Source organism: Pusillimonas sp. ANT_WB101, from assembly GCF_008369125.1.
Classification (GTDB): domain Bacteria; phylum Pseudomonadota; class Gammaproteobacteria; order Burkholderiales; family Burkholderiaceae_B; genus Allopusillimonas.
Map to the genome: position 1 here is coordinate 1,918,715 of NZ_VOAY01000001.1, position 14,545 is coordinate 1,933,259.

Annotated in this window: 17 protein-coding genes; 6 read left to right on the plus strand and 11 right to left on the minus strand. The window is 52.6% G+C overall.

The features are described from left to right. Window positions 1-34: 34 nt before the first annotated feature. Together FQ179_RS08625 and FQ179_RS08630 are read right to left on the minus strand one after the other, a co-directional pair. Entirely contained in the window at window positions 35-568 is a 534-nt protein-coding gene (locus tag FQ179_RS08625; RefSeq protein WP_149396765.1) for a hypothetical protein, read from the minus strand. Window positions 569-613: 45 nt separating this feature from the next. Beyond that, window positions 614-1,513: a LysR family transcriptional regulator gene (locus FQ179_RS08630; protein WP_149396766.1), complete on the minus strand. Its 900-nt coding sequence runs from the start codon at window positions 1,511-1,513 to the stop codon at window positions 614-616. Between the two features lie 226 nt (window positions 1,514-1,739). On the opposite strand from FQ179_RS08630, the gene FQ179_RS08635 reads away from it, so the two are divergent. Further along, window positions 1,740-2,390, plus strand: a complete 651-nt coding sequence (locus FQ179_RS08635; protein WP_149396767.1) for an FMN-dependent NADH-azoreductase — start codon at window positions 1,740-1,742, stop codon at window positions 2,388-2,390. A 277-nt stretch (window positions 2,391-2,667) separates the two neighbouring features. Here the strand turns inward: FQ179_RS08635 and ribA are convergent, their stop codons facing one another. The 5 genes from ribA to FQ179_RS08660 all read right to left on the minus strand — a co-directional run bounded on the left by ribA (window position 2,668) and on the right by FQ179_RS08660 (window position 8,331). Next, a complete protein-coding gene (gene ribA / locus FQ179_RS08640; protein WP_370459846.1) occupies window positions 2,668-3,342 on the minus strand; it encodes a GTP cyclohydrolase II in 675 nt (224 codons plus the stop codon). A 175-nt stretch (window positions 3,343-3,517) separates the two neighbouring features. Then, complete coding sequence (locus FQ179_RS08645; protein WP_149396768.1) at window positions 3,518-4,222, minus strand: ABC transporter ATP-binding protein; 705 nt, start codon at window positions 4,220-4,222, stop codon at window positions 3,518-3,520. Then, a complete protein-coding gene (locus FQ179_RS08650) occupies window positions 4,209-6,044 on the minus strand; it encodes an ATP-binding cassette domain-containing protein (protein WP_149396769.1) in 1,836 nt (611 codons plus the stop codon). Before FQ179_RS08650 ends, FQ179_RS08645 begins: the two co-directional genes overlap by 14 nt. Next, a complete protein-coding gene (locus tag FQ179_RS08655) occupies window positions 6,041-6,907 on the minus strand; it encodes a branched-chain amino acid ABC transporter permease (RefSeq protein WP_255474887.1) in 867 nt (288 codons plus the stop codon). Before FQ179_RS08655 ends, FQ179_RS08650 begins: the two co-directional genes overlap by 4 nt. Window positions 6,908-6,972: 65 nt before the next feature. Beyond that, the gene (locus FQ179_RS08660) at window positions 6,973-8,331 is read right to left on the minus strand and encodes a substrate-binding protein (protein ID WP_149396771.1); all 1,359 of its coding nucleotides are present in this window, start codon (window positions 8,329-8,331) and stop codon (window positions 6,973-6,975) included. Between the two features lie 217 nt (window positions 8,332-8,548). On the opposite strand from FQ179_RS08660, the gene FQ179_RS08665 reads away from it, so the two are divergent. From FQ179_RS08665 to FQ179_RS08680, 4 genes are all read left to right on the plus strand, one after another. After that, window positions 8,549-8,743, plus strand: coding sequence for a hypothetical protein (locus tag FQ179_RS08665; RefSeq protein WP_149396772.1), 195 nt, complete (start codon window positions 8,549-8,551; stop codon window positions 8,741-8,743). A 193-nt stretch (window positions 8,744-8,936) separates the two neighbouring features. Then, complete coding sequence (locus FQ179_RS08670) at window positions 8,937-9,434, plus strand: hypothetical protein (RefSeq protein WP_149396773.1); 498 nt, start codon at window positions 8,937-8,939, stop codon at window positions 9,432-9,434. A gap of 75 nt (window positions 9,435-9,509) precedes the next feature. Next, window positions 9,510-9,803, plus strand: coding sequence for a hypothetical protein (locus FQ179_RS08675; protein WP_255474888.1), 294 nt, complete (start codon window positions 9,510-9,512; stop codon window positions 9,801-9,803). 1 nt (window position 9,804) lies between these two features. After that, entirely contained in the window at window positions 9,805-10,497 is a 693-nt protein-coding gene (locus tag FQ179_RS08680) for a cytochrome b/b6 domain-containing protein (RefSeq protein WP_149396775.1), read from the plus strand. Window positions 10,498-10,728: 231 nt separating this feature from the next. On the opposite strand, the gene FQ179_RS08685 is transcribed toward FQ179_RS08680, so the two are convergent. The 4 genes from FQ179_RS08685 to FQ179_RS08700 form a co-directional block, all read right to left on the minus strand. Next, complete coding sequence (locus FQ179_RS08685; RefSeq protein ID WP_149396776.1) at window positions 10,729-10,917, minus strand: hypothetical protein; 189 nt, start codon at window positions 10,915-10,917, stop codon at window positions 10,729-10,731. 86 nt (window positions 10,918-11,003) lie between these two features. After that, window positions 11,004-11,915 (minus strand): DNA/RNA non-specific endonuclease, encoded by a 912-nt coding sequence (locus FQ179_RS08690; protein WP_149396777.1) that lies wholly within the window; start codon window positions 11,913-11,915, stop codon window positions 11,004-11,006. A gap of 186 nt (window positions 11,916-12,101) precedes the next feature. Beyond that, window positions 12,102-12,857: a glucosamine-6-phosphate deaminase gene (locus tag FQ179_RS08695; RefSeq protein ID WP_149396778.1), complete on the minus strand. Its 756-nt coding sequence runs from the start codon at window positions 12,855-12,857 to the stop codon at window positions 12,102-12,104. 362 nt (window positions 12,858-13,219) lie between these two features. After that, window positions 13,220-13,411: a hypothetical protein gene (locus FQ179_RS08700; protein WP_149396779.1), complete on the minus strand. Its 192-nt coding sequence runs from the start codon at window positions 13,409-13,411 to the stop codon at window positions 13,220-13,222. A gap of 455 nt (window positions 13,412-13,866) precedes the next feature. On the opposite strand from FQ179_RS08700, the gene FQ179_RS08705 reads away from it, so the two are divergent. Beyond that, a complete protein-coding gene (locus FQ179_RS08705) occupies window positions 13,867-14,523 on the plus strand; it encodes a 3'-5' exonuclease (protein ID WP_149396780.1) in 657 nt (218 codons plus the stop codon). Window positions 14,524-14,545: the final 22 nt, after the last annotated feature.

Genomic DNA, 14,545 nt, shown 5'->3' on the forward strand with positions numbered 1-14,545 from the left:
ATACCCCACCTTCCCACATAATGGAATAGCGCCGTCACACCGTTCGCACGACTTCGACCCCTAACGTTTGTAATACTTGGGCCACGCTATCGCATTGTGCGGGTGTGAATGGGTGCACGATGACTGACCATTTCCCCTCATTCGTGGCCGTTTTAACACGCTGAATCAAGATTTGATGGTCTGGCCGGGCAGTGATCAGCCCGCCTAGAAACAAACCGCCCACAGCACCCAGAATAGCAAATGCGCTCAGTGAGAAAAAAGGCGACGAAACCAATGCAGCAATGCCCGCAAAATAGGCAATAACCCATGCCCCCAGCCCAATCACTGCGCCGAAAAGTCCGAGTATCAAGTGAGCACGCATAGCTGTACGCACAATACCCTGCGTTTCAGGTTCAAGCTTTTTATCGAACCCTTTTTCATGCGGATTAACCAGCCGAACCTGGGAGGCCTGCAGCCCTGCTGGCTCTGCCATAAGATCTGCCACGACTGACGATGCAGCGTAGTGAGAGTCAACGATTACCGCGAACTTGGTTGTGGCGCGCTCGCCGAAAAGTGCTTGCCATGCCATCTCACACCTCCAAATTTATTGGTGAATTTCAATGACGGGCAAGTGTCATACCTGCTCGATAAAGTGTTCCTCCAGAAAATCCAGAAAACCGCGTACCGCCGGTATCATGCCCCGTCGGGAACTGAACACCGCGTGAACAATGCCAGGCTTAGGCGCCCAACCTGGCAGCACCACCACCAGGCGGCCACTGGCGATCTCTTCATGGCACTGGTAATCAGGCAGCAACCCCACTCCCGTGCCGCTCAACACTGCAAACTTGAGGGTCTGCAGGTCATCAGCGACATAACGTGGACGATGAGTGACTCGATACTGAGCGCCATTTGGCCCAGCCAGATCCCACACCGCGCGGCCTTCATTGGCTGACATGGCGACAGAATCAAGCAAACTCAAGTCGCTGGGTTGCTCAGGCTTGCCTTGTCGCGCGAGCTGCTTCGGGCTGGCGAGCAACACGGTTTGCGACAGCCCCAGGCGCTTTACAATTAGGCTACCGCTTTGAGCCAGAGACGGGCGCACTCGCAATGCAATGTCAATGCCTTCGTCCACGACATCGACCACGCGGTTGGTTACCTGTAAATGTACATGCACGTGAGGATAAGCAGCCAGAAAGCCGGGCATACGCTCACCCACTATGGTTTGAGCAAGAGTTACCGGGCAGCTTACGCGGATAACACCACGCGGCTCGGATTGCATAGAAGCCACCGCAGCGGCAGCAGCTTCAGCCTCTTCCCGCATGGCCGTGCAATGCCGCAGATAGAGCTCACCGGCCGTTGTCAGCGATAGCTTGCGCGTGGAGCGCTGCAGAAGCCGGACGCCAAGCTGGCCTTCCAGCCGGGCTATTCGACGGGAAAGCCTTGACGTGGGAATACCAAGTGTTCGCCCCGCCGCCGCAAAACTGCCCTGTTCCACGATCTCAGTGAAATACATCATGTCGTTCAGGTCTTGCATACTCATCACCCTTCAATCGCGTACAGCCAACCACTCAGCCTTCATTACCATCAAGAATAGAACAATCTATCGCATTTACTGGTACTTATCATTAAAACAACATGAATGCATACTAGCTCCATGTTCTTCTCAATGAGAACTCAAAACACGTCACGCACCGTGGTCTCACCCTTATGACACAGCGGCGCCACTGGCCTTTACATACATCAACCGATACGGAGTACCTATGAAGCTATTACACGTCGATTCCAGTATTAACGGAATTACTTCCAACTCACGAAAACTGAGCCAGACCATTGTGACTGAGTGGCTGAACACTCACCCTGATACACAAGTTGACTACCTGGACCTTGCCGACGAAACGCCCAATCATCTTTCCCGCCACGCGCTGGGCTTTCGGTTGCCGCCCTCCAACGCAACCCTCAGCCAAGAACAGAAACAAGAAAACCAGGTTTCTGAAACACTGGTCAGTCAGTTTCTGGAAGCCGACGTTATCGTAGTGGGTGTGCCACTTTATAACTTTTCCATCCCCAGCCAGTTAAAAGCGTGGATAGACCGGCTGGCGCAGGCAGGTCGCACCTTCCGTTACACAGAAAGTGGACCGGTGGGGCTGGCAGGTGACAAGACAATTATCGTTGCACTCACACGCGGAGGGGTATATTCAAACAGCGAAGCTGGCCAGGCCATGGAGCATCAAGAATCATATCTGAAAACGATATTCGGCTTTTTTGGGGTGACTGACATACGCATCGTTCGTGCAGAAGGCACAGACCTGGGGCCCGAGAGCCGGGCAAAAGCCATTGAGCAGGCCATTATGGCCATAGGCGAGGTCGTAGCACTGCCCTTGGCTGTTGAAAAAGATATCGCCACAGCCTGACGCTCTGACGGCCCTGCACGTGAGGCGCGCCAATGCGCACTCTCTCAGGCAGGGCTGGCTATTCATCTGCCCGTGCCTCCTGCGACGTGTGCAGTGCCTGCGTGTCAGGCTTTATTGACGCCCGCGCTCTTCACCCTACAGCCGGCAGCGCGATCGAAGCTGCTCGTCGATGGCGCTTGTCTTTGAGCCAACGACCTATCTTGGCGGCTTTGGTAATGCGCCGCTACCGTTTGTCTTTGAACCAACGCCCAATCCTGGCAGCCTTGGTAATACGCCACTACAGTTTGTCTTTAAGCCAATGCCCAAGCTTTGAGGCTTTGGTATCAAGATAGCTTTCGTTATAAGGGTTGCGGTTGACGCGCAGCGGGATGCGTTCTGCGACCTTAATGCCGATTTTTTCCATCGCAGCCACCTTGCGCGGGTTGTTGGTCATTAAACGCAGCGATGTAATACCGCAATGGTCGAGCATGGGGCGCGCCAGGTCGTAACGTCGCATATCGGCCGGAAAGCCCAGACGCTCATTAGCCTCAACCGTGTCAGCGCCTTGGTCCTGCAATTGATATGCGCGTATCTTGTTCACCAGACCAATGCCGCGGCCCTCTTGACGCAAATACAGCAACGCCCCCCGCCCTTCTTGCGCAATGGCCTGCATGGCAGTCTGCAACTGCGCGCCGCAGTCGCAACGCTGGCTAAACAGCGCATCGCCTGTCAAACATTCAGAATGCACGCGCGTCAGCACCGACTCACCGTTGCTGACATCACCCAGCGTAAGCAGCAAATGCTCTTTAGCCGTGGCGGGGTCAACAAAAATATGGATCTGGAAAACGGCCCATGGTGTTGGAAGCTTGCTGCTGGCAATGTAGTCGAGACTATAAGCTGCAGCCATATCGCTGGCAGCAGCAGGCAGTTGGTGGTTGGAAAGATGAGAATCTTTGCCAGAAGTCGGCGGCATAAACAACCTCAAATGGAAAGCACGCAAGCTTAACACTGTGCGTGCCTGTATGCGTCGCCCAATGGCGATGCCCCATAATACTTCCTGCTTGCCCAGCCGACCCGTAAAACCCTGAAAACAACGCGTTCGAGTTAGTTACACCGATGGCCTCTGCATGAAAGAAGAGGCCATCAGCTTAAACTTTTACGCCCAGGTATTTCTGAATCGTGTCCGTATCACCTTGCAGCTGCGCCGGTGTACCTTCATACACCATATTGCCATTATTAATAATGTAACAGCGGTCCGCGAGCGACAACGCCGCCCTGACATTCTGTTCTACCAAAATAATCGTATGACCACTTTTTGCCAGTTTGCGACACACCTCGATCAAATCTTGCACAATCAGGGGTGCCAACCCTTCAAAAGGCTCATCCAGCATAATAATGTTGGCATTGCGAATCATGGCCCGTGCAATGGCCACCATTTGCTGCTCCCCACCTGAAAGCTGTTTGCCCTTGTTGCGCCGCCGCTCGGCCAGCCTTGGAAACGTCTCATAAATCTCTTCAAGCGTACGAGCAGGCTTGGCCGTCATCGCAGCCAGTTGCAGGTTCTCCTGAACAGTAATTTGCCCGAACACGCGCCGTTCCTCTGGCACGAGCTGGATGCCGCGACGAGCAAGTTGAAACGGCGGCAGCTTCTGCACTTGCGTACCCTGATGCCGGATCACGCCGCTCTTGGGTTGAATCATGCCCATCAGGGTTTTCAGTGTCGTGCTCTTGCCTGCGCCGTTGCGACCCAGCAATGCCACCACCTCGTTTTCTTCTACACGCATGGAGACATCAAACAGAATATGTGAGTCACCGTAGAAGCTATTGATTTTTTCGACTTCAAGCAGACTCATGGTCGTCCATCCCTCCGAGATAGGCAGACTGCACTGCCGGGTTGGTCCGGATCTCGTCCGGTGTGCCTTCGGCAAGCTTGCGTCCTTCGTACAGCACAGTGATGCGTTCAGCCAGCTCAAACATGGCATCCATGTCATGCTCGACAATTACCATACTGCGTCCTTTACGTATCGATTTAAGCAAGGCCACAACGTGCACCCGCTCTTCAGGTCCCAGCCCAGCCAGCGGCTCATCAAACAGCAGCACATTGGCCCCCGTTGACAGCGCAAGCCCAATCTCCAGTCGCCGTTTTTCTCCGTATGAAAGCTCGGAAACTACTGAGTCTGCCTGCCTGCTCAGATCAACGAGTTCTATGGCGGCATTGACCTGCTCATCCATTCCTTGTGCGTCATGCAGCCCGCGCAACATGTCAAGGCGAAATTTTCCACGCTGGCGCGCAAGCACGGCGATCATCACGTTCTGCCTGACTGACAGCGCCTCGAACAACTGGTTGATCTGATAGCTTTTGCTCATGCCGAGCTGACACACAGCCGTCACACCGATACCGGTAATTTCCTGCCCACGAAAAAACACCTGGCCAGACGTCGTAGCGAGATCGCCGGCAAGCATGGCGAAAAACGTAGACTTGCCTGCGCCGTTAGGCCCGATCACACCACGCATTTCACCTTCGGAAAGCGAAAACGTCACATCACTCACTGCAGTCAAACCGCCATACTGTTTGGTAATGCCCCGCGCTTCCAGCACCGGCATGCCGCGACGGCTACCATCGATGGGCGGCACGATATCAAGTTGAGCAATCGCCTGTGTATCTGCCTCGTAGTCTACGATTTGTTTCCGCGAGTTGCGGCGTCGCATCCAATCAAGAATACCCCCGGCAACACCATGTCGAAATACCGTCACAAGCACAACAAACACAATGCCCAGTATCAGCTTCCAGTACGCACCAATATTGGCCACTTGCTGCAGACCTTCGTACAGATAAAGCCAGATCGTGGCACCCAGCAGAGCCCCCAACAGCGTGCCAGCGCCGCCCATGACCGTCTGAATCACTAATTGTGCTGAGGTATCGAGCGAAAAGGCATCAGGCGGCATGTAAGACTGAAATACCCCCAGCAATCCACCTGCCAGCCCGCTATAGGCCGCTGCGATGACAAATACGGTCAGCTTGTAACTGCTTATCTTGTGCCCCAGCGCCAACGCACGGCGAGGGTTACCGCGTATAGCCTTCAACACGGCGCCAAAGGGAGAGCGCACTATGCGACGTGCAATGAGATAACCAATGAAAAAGAAAATCGCCACAAACCAGTACATGGGCCATCCACTACTGATATGGATGGTGGTAAAGCCCAGCTCAATTTCAGGAGGAGGAACCCCCGCAATTCCGTTCTCGCCGCCCGTGTACTGCTTGAATGCCGAGTTTTCGAGAAAATAAAACATCTCGCCAAATGCCAAAGTGCTCATGGCAAAGTAAATGCCTGTCCGCCTGAGCGTGAGATAGCCTATGACCACACCTGCCACTGCTGCCGCCAACACGCCGATGAGCAGGGCCAGCAGCATGTGCGGCACAATACCTGACGTGAGCAAATAAGCCGCGACAAAGCCGCCTGTGCCATAAAACGCCGACTGCCCGAACGACAGCAGGCCGGTATAGCCGAACAGCAAGTCAAAACCCAGGCCAAACAGCCCCCAGATCAGAATGCGTGTCAGCAGGTCGGCGCTCATGCCCAAGTGAGGCAAAACGAATGGGGCCGCCAGCAGACACAGCGCCACGATCAGTTCAGGCAGGAGCCTGCGACCGACAGAAGAGTGATGCGTGTTCATTCGCGTCCCTCCTGTCCCATCAGACCTTGTGGGCGGAACACCAGAACCAGGGCCATCGCCACAAACAGCATGACATGAGAGTAAGCGGGGTTAAATATGGATGTCAGACTCAAAATCTCACCCGCAATAATGCCGCCCACAATCGCTCCCGGAAATGACCCGACGCCGCCGATAACCACAACAACAAACGAATCGACCAAAACTCTGCTGCCCATATCAGGCGACAGCGTCACAATGGGTGAGTCGATGACACCGGCGTACCCAGCAGCCATCGCACCCAGACCAAACACCAGCAGAAACGTGCGCTTCACATTAATGCCAAGCACACTCACCATTTGCGCATCTTCAATGCCTGCACGCACGATGAGGCCAAGGCTGGTGCGGTAAAGCACGTAATAAAGCACACCCAGCGTGCCCGCTGCAATCGCCAGCGCCTGCAGACGGTAAAGTGGGTATATCAGTGACCCAATATGGGCAATGCCCTGCCCCCAGTCAGGCGTCGGCATAGACAGGCTGATACCGCCGTAAATAGACCGCACGATTTCGACCAGAATGATGCCAATTCCAAACGTCACCAGAATCTGGTCTTCAGGCGGCCGGCTGTAATACATACGCATAAGTCCACGCTCGATGATCAGTCCTATGACCAGCGAAACCAGCGACCCTATGACAACGGCGGCAACAAACGACTCCGTCAATCCGTAGGCCGAGTAGCCAGCATAAGCACCGACCACCAGCATGGCACCGTGCGCAAAATTGACCACGCCAAGCGTGCCGTAGATGATGGTCAGGCCCGTACTGATGAGCGCCAACAGCAACCCCATGGCCAGGCCATTGAACAGTTGCGATAAAAACAACGACATGCTCGGCATGCAGGTCTCCTCCTTTTTTTGTCTCAGTGATGTGTCAGGCAATCAAGGCAGCGATACTAGGTGTAATCACCCAGCTTGCAGCCCAGCACGCCAAGCGCTGGCAGTGCCTTACGTCCATCCACCACCTCGACGATCTCGAAGTAATCGTCGTCGTTCTTCATGTCCGCCTTCTTTTTCCCTTTCACGATGGGAAAATTAATGACGCCCTGGTGGTCTTCGGCACGGAAGGTCACATCTCCGACTGGCCCTTGCCTGACAACTCCGGCCTCATAGGCCTTGATGACATCTGGGGGATAAAACGAACCAGCACGCTCCACCGCATCGGCCCACAGAACAGTGGTCAGGTAAGCGATGTAGGCCGAGTCACGTGGCTTGGCTTTGTACTTTGCTTCAAAGGCTGTCACAAAATCCTTGGCGACAGGGTATTGGTCTTGCAAGGTCCACCAGAAGCCTGTTGCGCCATAAACCCCTTGCATCACGTCAGCACCCACCTCTTTTTCCAGAAATGCCGACATATACGGAACCACAATATTCATCTTTTCAAGCAGGCCAAATTGCTTGGCTTGTTTGATGGAATTGGCTGCATCGGCACCGTACGCGATCACTACCAGAGTGTCAGCGTCACTATTGGCGATATTGATCAGGAAGGAGCTGTAATCCTTGGCACCCAAAGGATGGACCTGCTCACCCACCGTTTTCCAGCCTTCCTTCTCGGTAAACTCGACCATCGAGTCATAGGTGGTATGGCCATAGGTGTAATCGGGAACAAGATAAATAGCCTTGCGGTCTTTGCCCAGATTCTTTGCAAGTACAGGCGCAATCGCCTTGCATGCCGGGTAAGCGTAATAACACAGCCTGAAACCATAGCGCTGGCAATCAACCCCGGTTGTTTCGTTTGATCCGCTGATGGCAGGAAGATAAATTGTGCGTTCGCGATTGCACACTTTTTGCAGAGCAATTGCGACAGCACTGCTGGTGCTACCCGAAATCATCATGGCTTTATTGTCATGAATGAAACGCGTGGCGGCCTGCACGGCGGTATTGGGTTTGGTTTCGGCATCTGCCACACCAAACTCAATTTTTTTGCCCAGTACCCCTTTTTTGGTTAATGGCGATATTTTCTTTACCTGTTCAGCACCGGCATTTAACTGTTCAACCGCCAGCTCATACCCCTTCTGCTGATCGGCACCTTGCGCCGAATATGGCCCGGTAATATCCAGTGTCAAGCCTATGTAGACCGTATCACCCTCTACGCCCCCCGGGAAATTGCCAATTGGTTTTTTCTCCTGGTCAGCGGCCAATGCCATACCCGGTACGCCCGGAAGTAAACTGCCTGCAGCACCTGCAGCACCCAGCTTCAACATGGCGCGGCGGTCTACACCGCTCTGAGTCTTTCCTGTCTTGGTCTTATCCATCTGAACGTCTCCTGGTTAATATATGCCTTTCGGCTTGGTTCTCATAAGCTGGTCTATGCCAACCCTGTCATCCCGATTTCGGCTTTTGCCTTTGAGTCTGTGTCGCGCCCCCATTTCACTATTCGCGCACTTTCGGGCTTTGCATAAGAAATAACGCCTGAAACTTACGTACAACTTACGTACGCTTCGTTACTTTGTGAAAAACGTGAACTAAATAATGAAAACCTGGATTTTTCTACTCAGCCTGCTGGCTGTCGCTCTTTCATGGCGGCTGGGCACACGCGCACGACGCGCGGGTCAATTGACGCTCGCGCAAAAAATGAAAATCCTGGGAAGAAGCCTGATGGCTGGCGTGGTGTCGTATTTTGTGCTGATCGGCTTGGCACTGCTGTATTTAATGCTGACCAACTAACGCTGCCGACTGAGTGGCAGGCAAAGGCCGCCCTCAAAAGGGGCCTCCAGGCAAGCAAAAAGAGTGGCAGGCAAATATTTATAATTTTGCCACTGGTCGAAAAAACATAAAATGTAATACAATTTACAAAAGCAGCGCTTTCCGCAAGTTCTGTAACGTGTTAATGCTCGCTTGCCGCGAAAAAGGTTTCGATATGCACGTTCTTTTGCGTCAACTCCTGTCCATTGTTGCATTGCTTTGCGCAAGCAACGCAACGGCCAGCGCGCCTGCTACCTGGCCTGCCAGCCCGTCTCTACTTGAGCTGGACACAACCTATGGCATCGTAAGCATAGATACCAGCGAATACGTGTACGAGTCGCGTCTGCTCATCAACGGCTACGAGGTTGACCCAACCATCCGCGGCAGGCTAAATATCAGTTATGCATTTAACCTACCCACTTCCGGTGCAGCACTTGTTTCCATCGATACCGGTAATGACGTGTGCCCCATCTCATACCGATGGGTAATACTTGATCAGGCAGGCTATACGCTGTCACCCTCATTTGGTTCTTGCTCCGGGCAAATTCTGGTTTCAGCCACACGCACCCAGTTCACCCTGAAAACCCCCAGCCCTCAAAAGCCGGATAAAATCGATGTTTACACGTATGATGGTAAAACCATTAAACATACCGTCGCTTCCCTTAAACCGTGAGCACACGCATTGACTACATCCGAAACAAAAACTTGGGGTTTTCTCCATCCTGAATGCCATGGTCGCAACGCACTCATGTTTTTCAGCTGGGATCTGGCACGCACAATCGAAGAGCAGTTTACGCTTCATGCCAGCGCACCCATAGACATCCGGGTCTACGAAGCCCAAAAGGCAGTAAACCGTCTGCTAAACCAGTATGTGCAAATCCAGGCTAACCCTGAAGCCTTCGCAGGCCAAAGCATTACGCTGCATATAGAGCACTACGAAAACGAACCCGAAAAATCCATACTGGCACTGCACACTTCACCCCATCTTGAACAGCTTATTCTTGAGGTACAAGAAGAACAGGCCAATCAACGCATCAACTGACATGAACTCCCCCTACAATTCTGTACGGGTTTGGGATCTTCCCACCCGCATTTTTCATTGGGCGCTGGTCGTGTGTGTGGTCGGTGCCTACGTCACCATCAAGCTTGGCGGCCTGTGGATGGACTGGCACACGCGCTTTGGCCTGACGGCTTTGGGGCTAATTATTTTTCGGCTGACCTGGGGTATTGTTGGCTCTCACTATGCAAGGTTTACCCAGTTTGTACGGGGGCCACAGAAGCTCATCGACTATCTGCGAGGGCGTTACAATAGCGTGGCCGGCCACAACCCCTTGGGTGCGCTGTCAGTCATTGCACTTTTGTTATTTATCGGGTTTCAGGCAGTCAGCGGGTTATTTGCCAACGATGACATTTTTACCGCTGGCCCGCTGGCCTATATTGACAGCCAATGGTCAAGCAGGCTTACCTATTTGCACAAGCTGAACGAATGGGTCTTGCTCGGCATCGTGGGGCTTCATATCGTTGCCATAGTCTGGTATCAATTCATCAAGCGCAAAAACATTATCTCTCCCATGATTCACGGGGACGTCATCGTAGCACCCACCCATCAGGTGGTCAGTGCGCAAGATAACTGGAAGGTTCGTCTTAAGGCGCTGCTGTTAGCTGTCGCCATTGCAGCCCTGGTATGGTGGATATCGAATCTGGCACCCACCGATAATGTTTCATCGTTTATGTAAGCGACTAAACAAGTGCGCGCGCACTTATCTCCACAAACTGTGAACGGTACGTACCACCAAAAACTTACCGCCACAAACTGTGAACGGTATACAGCCCAAAAAACTTATCCCCACAAACTGTGAACAAGTCTTGGGATAACGTTGTGACAGTTCATGCAAACGCACTAAGCACGGGGTTTCGCACACTGTGAGCACTTGCGCGTCACATTGTGTCAGTGCAAGATAAGCCAGCTATCCGCCAAACCCGCCTCGACCAAAGCAGTCAAAAGAGATACGGCATAAAAACCGCTGAAATGCAGCGTGCAATTTTGCCGGCGAAGTGGTGGCCAGAAGGATGAGCCCGAGTAAAAAAAAGGCACCGCCAGCCAAAATAGCCAGGGACGTAAACACTACCGATACGAGTATCAATAAGTCGCTCATGCCAGTCTCCCACATGGTTACTCTGATTCTATGTCATATTTGAGATGACGACGAGAGGCTCAGCGAGTCAAGGCTGCACTTACTGCTTACGGGGCCAGCAAGTTAAGCCCTGTGCGCCGTACAAACTCATCGTAGCTAATTGGCGGCCCCGCCTTGACACCCAGGCTATTGGCCTGCCAGTGCACCCATGTGCGACCGCTGGTGGCGTCGTATACCACCTTATAGAGGTAAACAGGCACGGCCACCTCACCGTCTCCGATCGTCTGACGCTTTGCGCTGTAAACAGGGCCGGTAAAAATATAAACATCACCCGCTGCGCGCATAACATACTTACGCGTGGCCTGTTCAATGCTATTCCAAGCTCCTGCATTATGCTGCTGGTTCTGAGGAACCATATTGGCAAGCGAAAAGCTCTGCGCCATCGCCTCTGGGTTGTGCATATCCCCGGCTGGTGCCATATGCCCACGTGAATAGCCCGAACCGCGATAATCTGCCAACGCGGCGCGCTCAGCAGCAGGCAAACGCGCTTCTGCATAAAACCGGTCGGTTCTCTGCACCAACTTGCTGCTGGCCAGCATCTGACGGTTCAAGCGCTGAGCAACAAACACCGGAGTCTTGGTCTTGCCACTATGTAAAATCGCAAAAGATGAAAAACAGAGCTCTCGCAACGCCTGACCCATCGGAACAACCGGCGCATGCCCGCTAGGGAAAAACTGCCGACACTGTGAAAAATGCGTCTGGACTTGTGCCCCCACGGGTAGCACGCGCGGCGCGACCTGCTCTCGACCTGGAACCGAGAGCTTTGCGAGGACATACTCTACATTTACGTAATCACGCCACTGAGGATGCAGCGTACAGGTTGCGGCACTAAACGAAGTGATCGCGGAAACACAGACTATCCGAAAAAATCGCCAAGTTTGCCCTGTGTGTGCTTTGCGAAATGATGGCGTGGCCGTTGAACGTTTCTTGCGTGGGGTTGTTTTTTTCTTGCTCGCCATACTGCTTATATAAGGGGACTGCGAAATGACCCCATAATGCGGCCGCTGATCGCCCTATTGTAAGCAATGGCTTAAAGCCCGCTGCGTGAAGCATCCCAGAAACTTAAATACTTGCCAAAATACAGAAGAAACCAAAGCGAGGCAGCGTCTCTGACGCGATGCTATGTCCCGCTCTGTTGCCAGATATTAAGCCGCAGCAGCGCGCTGAAATACGCTGGCAGGCAGCAGACTTGCGGCGGCCTCATCCAGAATTATTCTTGCCCGAGGATGCCGTTTTAATACGGTGAAAGGAATGGTCTCAGTGACATCACTCTCAAAATATTTGGCCAAAATTGGCGCCTTGTTTTCTCCCGTCGCGACCAATAAAATTTCACGCGCATCGGTAATGTCTTTCATACCCATGGTAATGGCAGACCCAGGCACCATTTCGTCTTCAGAAAAAAACCGGCTGTTGTCGATGCGTGTGCGCTCAGAGAGCTCAACCACATGACAGCGGCTGTCGAAAGGCGTACCAGGCTCATTGAAACCAATATGCCCGTTGCTGCCTACCCCCAGCAATTGCAGGTCTATACCCCCGTGCTGCTGCATCCTGGCGGAATAATCACGACAATGTTCTTCCAGGCTTTCAGCCAACCCATCTGGCAAGTGCAACCTTGCTTTATTGAAACCCAAGTGCCCGAACAAATGCTCGCGCATATACGCAGCATAGCTTTGTGAATGTTCAACCCCCAACCCTACGTACTCATCCAGATTAAACGTAGTGAGTCGTGATACATCCAACTGCAGTTGACGGATTTTTTCTATGAAACGCGCATAAATCGGCTCCATGGTTCCGCCTGTTGCAGCCCCCAGGACCGCGTCGGGCTTGCTTTTAACCGTATTAATCAGCGTGGAGCTGACGTAATCGGCAACAGTAGAGGTGTCAGGAAAAACAAGAAACATAAATTATGGCCATGCCGTTGCCTAACCGCAGCATCCAACATAAAAGGTAGTTGTAAAAATGCCCTGAATCGTAGCATGGCTTATTGTTTCTGCGCGTAAAACTTTGTGGTTAATTAACAGGGAACATGTATTGATTATCGACGTTATCCCGGCTATCTTCCATTCAACATCATTTAAATAAACATGGTTAGGCCCACGAAAACGTACGCTATACGGCAGCGTTGCGGTGCGTACAACGTGCGCATGTATATGGCAGTAGAACAAATAGAAAAGCCCCATAGATTCATGCTCTTGGGGCTTGGTGTAGTCAGTCTGCAACACGGGATGGCTCTGTAGAGTAACCGGGAGCACAGCGGGAAGGATTATGCGACCTTACAGGCTTCTTCACAACGATCGGCGCAGTCAAACGACAATCGGCACTTGGTTCGATGCATCCATCCTATTATCTTTGGTAGTTCAAAATCGGCAATAGCGAGCAATGCAACGAGAAACATAGCTCCACCGGCAAGAACCGCGAACGTGGTAAGCAAGACCGATAGTAATAAATCGTTCATATCAGCCTCCTAGTGTTAACCCTTAGTATACAAAATAACTTACGTATCGTAAAGAGTTACACAATCACGCTATTTACGCCGCTTAAACGTATTATCAGACGTTTTTTGTCAAGATATCGATAGACACTTGCCCCCCGCTTCAGCGCTCAGCTTGTCAACGCGAACGTGACTATGCCCTAAGCGCCTTTTTTTGCATATAGGCCAGTCACGACATCGCGGAGGCCATACTCCAAACACAACAACAACAACAACAACAACAACAACAACAACAACAACAACAACAACAACAACAACAACACACCATACTGACAGACTACGCCGACACCGCGCTATGCTTTGTCAACTGCTAAGCTAGCAGACATGAACAACGACATTCCTTCTGACCAGGGATGCGAGCCTAGGCTGCTGATTAACTCCAGCGCCTCGTGCCCAAGCATAAACTTAAGAGACTTTATATGACCGCCGTTATTTTTGACACTGAAACCACCGGCACGGCCGAGCCACAAATTATCGAAGCAGCGTGGCTGCGATTGGATTCACCTGCCACGCTGAACGTTACCGAACAGTTCGAGCAGCGCTACCGCCCTTCCCAACGTATTACCTTGGGCGCCCTTGCTGTCCACCATATTTATGATGAAGAGCTGGTCGACTGCCCATTACATACAGACTTCAAGCTACCGTCCGACGTGCAATACATCATTGGGCACAACATAGATTATGACTGGAAAGTCGCCGGGCAACCCGACGTGAAACGCATCTGCACGCTGGCACTTGCCCGCCGTTACTACCCTGACGCTGACAGCCATAGCCAGTCAGCCATGATTTATTTGATCGACAGGCCAAACGCCAGAAACTTGCTTCGAGCAGCACACTCCGCCTTGGCAGACACCCAGAACTGCCGGTCGCTACTGGCCAATCTAATTAACCTTGCAGGTCCGGTGGCAGATTGGGAGGCGTTATGGCAGCTTTCAGAACAGGCCCGCATCCCGAAAGTCATGACGTTTGGCAAACACAAGGGAATGCCCATCGCTGACGTACCCGCAGATTACAAGGCATGGCTATTGCGCCAGTCTGACGTTGACCCGTACTTGCAGGCGGCGCTGCGACGCTAGGCATGCTCGACGCCAAGTTCCC

Bases quoted from the DNA above. Each gene is read 5' to 3' on its own strand.
- FQ179_RS08665 (WP_149396772.1), top strand. From the start codon at position 8,549: ATGAAAACCTGGATTTTTCTACTCAGCCTGCTGGCTGTCGCTCTTTCA.
- FQ179_RS08625 (WP_149396765.1), bottom strand. From the start codon at position 568: ATGGCATGGCAAGCACTTTTCGGCGAGCGCGCCACAACCAAGTTCGCG.
- FQ179_RS08680 (WP_149396775.1), top strand. From the start codon at position 9,805: ATGAACTCCCCCTACAATTCTGTACGGGTTTGGGATCTTCCCACCCGC.
- FQ179_RS08695 (WP_149396778.1), bottom strand. From the start codon at position 12,857: ATGTTTCTTGTTTTTCCTGACACCTCTACTGTTGCCGATTACGTCAGC.
- FQ179_RS08660 (WP_149396771.1), bottom strand. From the start codon at position 8,331: ATGGATAAGACCAAGACAGGAAAGACTCAGAGCGGTGTAGACCGCCGC.
- FQ179_RS08655 (WP_255474887.1), bottom strand. From the start codon at position 6,907: ATGTCGTTGTTTTTATCGCAACTGTTCAATGGCCTGGCCATGGGGTTG.
- FQ179_RS08650 (WP_149396769.1), bottom strand. From the start codon at position 6,044: ATGAACACGCATCACTCTTCTGTCGGTCGCAGGCTCCTGCCTGAACTG.
- FQ179_RS08630 (WP_149396766.1), bottom strand. From the start codon at position 1,513: ATGCAAGACCTGAACGACATGATGTATTTCACTGAGATCGTGGAACAG.
- FQ179_RS08635 (WP_149396767.1), top strand. From the start codon at position 1,740: ATGAAGCTATTACACGTCGATTCCAGTATTAACGGAATTACTTCCAAC.
- FQ179_RS08675 (WP_255474888.1), top strand. From the start codon at position 9,510: ATGTTTTTCAGCTGGGATCTGGCACGCACAATCGAAGAGCAGTTTACG.
- ribA (WP_370459846.1), bottom strand. From the start codon at position 3,342: ATGCCGCCGACTTCTGGCAAAGATTCTCATCTTTCCAACCACCAACTG.
- FQ179_RS08645 (WP_149396768.1), bottom strand. From the start codon at position 4,222: ATGAGTCTGCTTGAAGTCGAAAAAATCAATAGCTTCTACGGTGACTCA.
- FQ179_RS08705 (WP_149396780.1), top strand. From the start codon at position 13,867: ATGACCGCCGTTATTTTTGACACTGAAACCACCGGCACGGCCGAGCCA.
- FQ179_RS08685 (WP_149396776.1), bottom strand. From the start codon at position 10,917: ATGAGCGACTTATTGATACTCGTATCGGTAGTGTTTACGTCCCTGGCT.
- FQ179_RS08700 (WP_149396779.1), bottom strand. From the start codon at position 13,411: ATGAACGATTTATTACTATCGGTCTTGCTTACCACGTTCGCGGTTCTT.
- FQ179_RS08670 (WP_149396773.1), top strand. From the start codon at position 8,937: ATGCACGTTCTTTTGCGTCAACTCCTGTCCATTGTTGCATTGCTTTGC.
- FQ179_RS08690 (WP_149396777.1), bottom strand. From the start codon at position 11,915: ATGGCGAGCAAGAAAAAAACAACCCCACGCAAGAAACGTTCAACGGCC.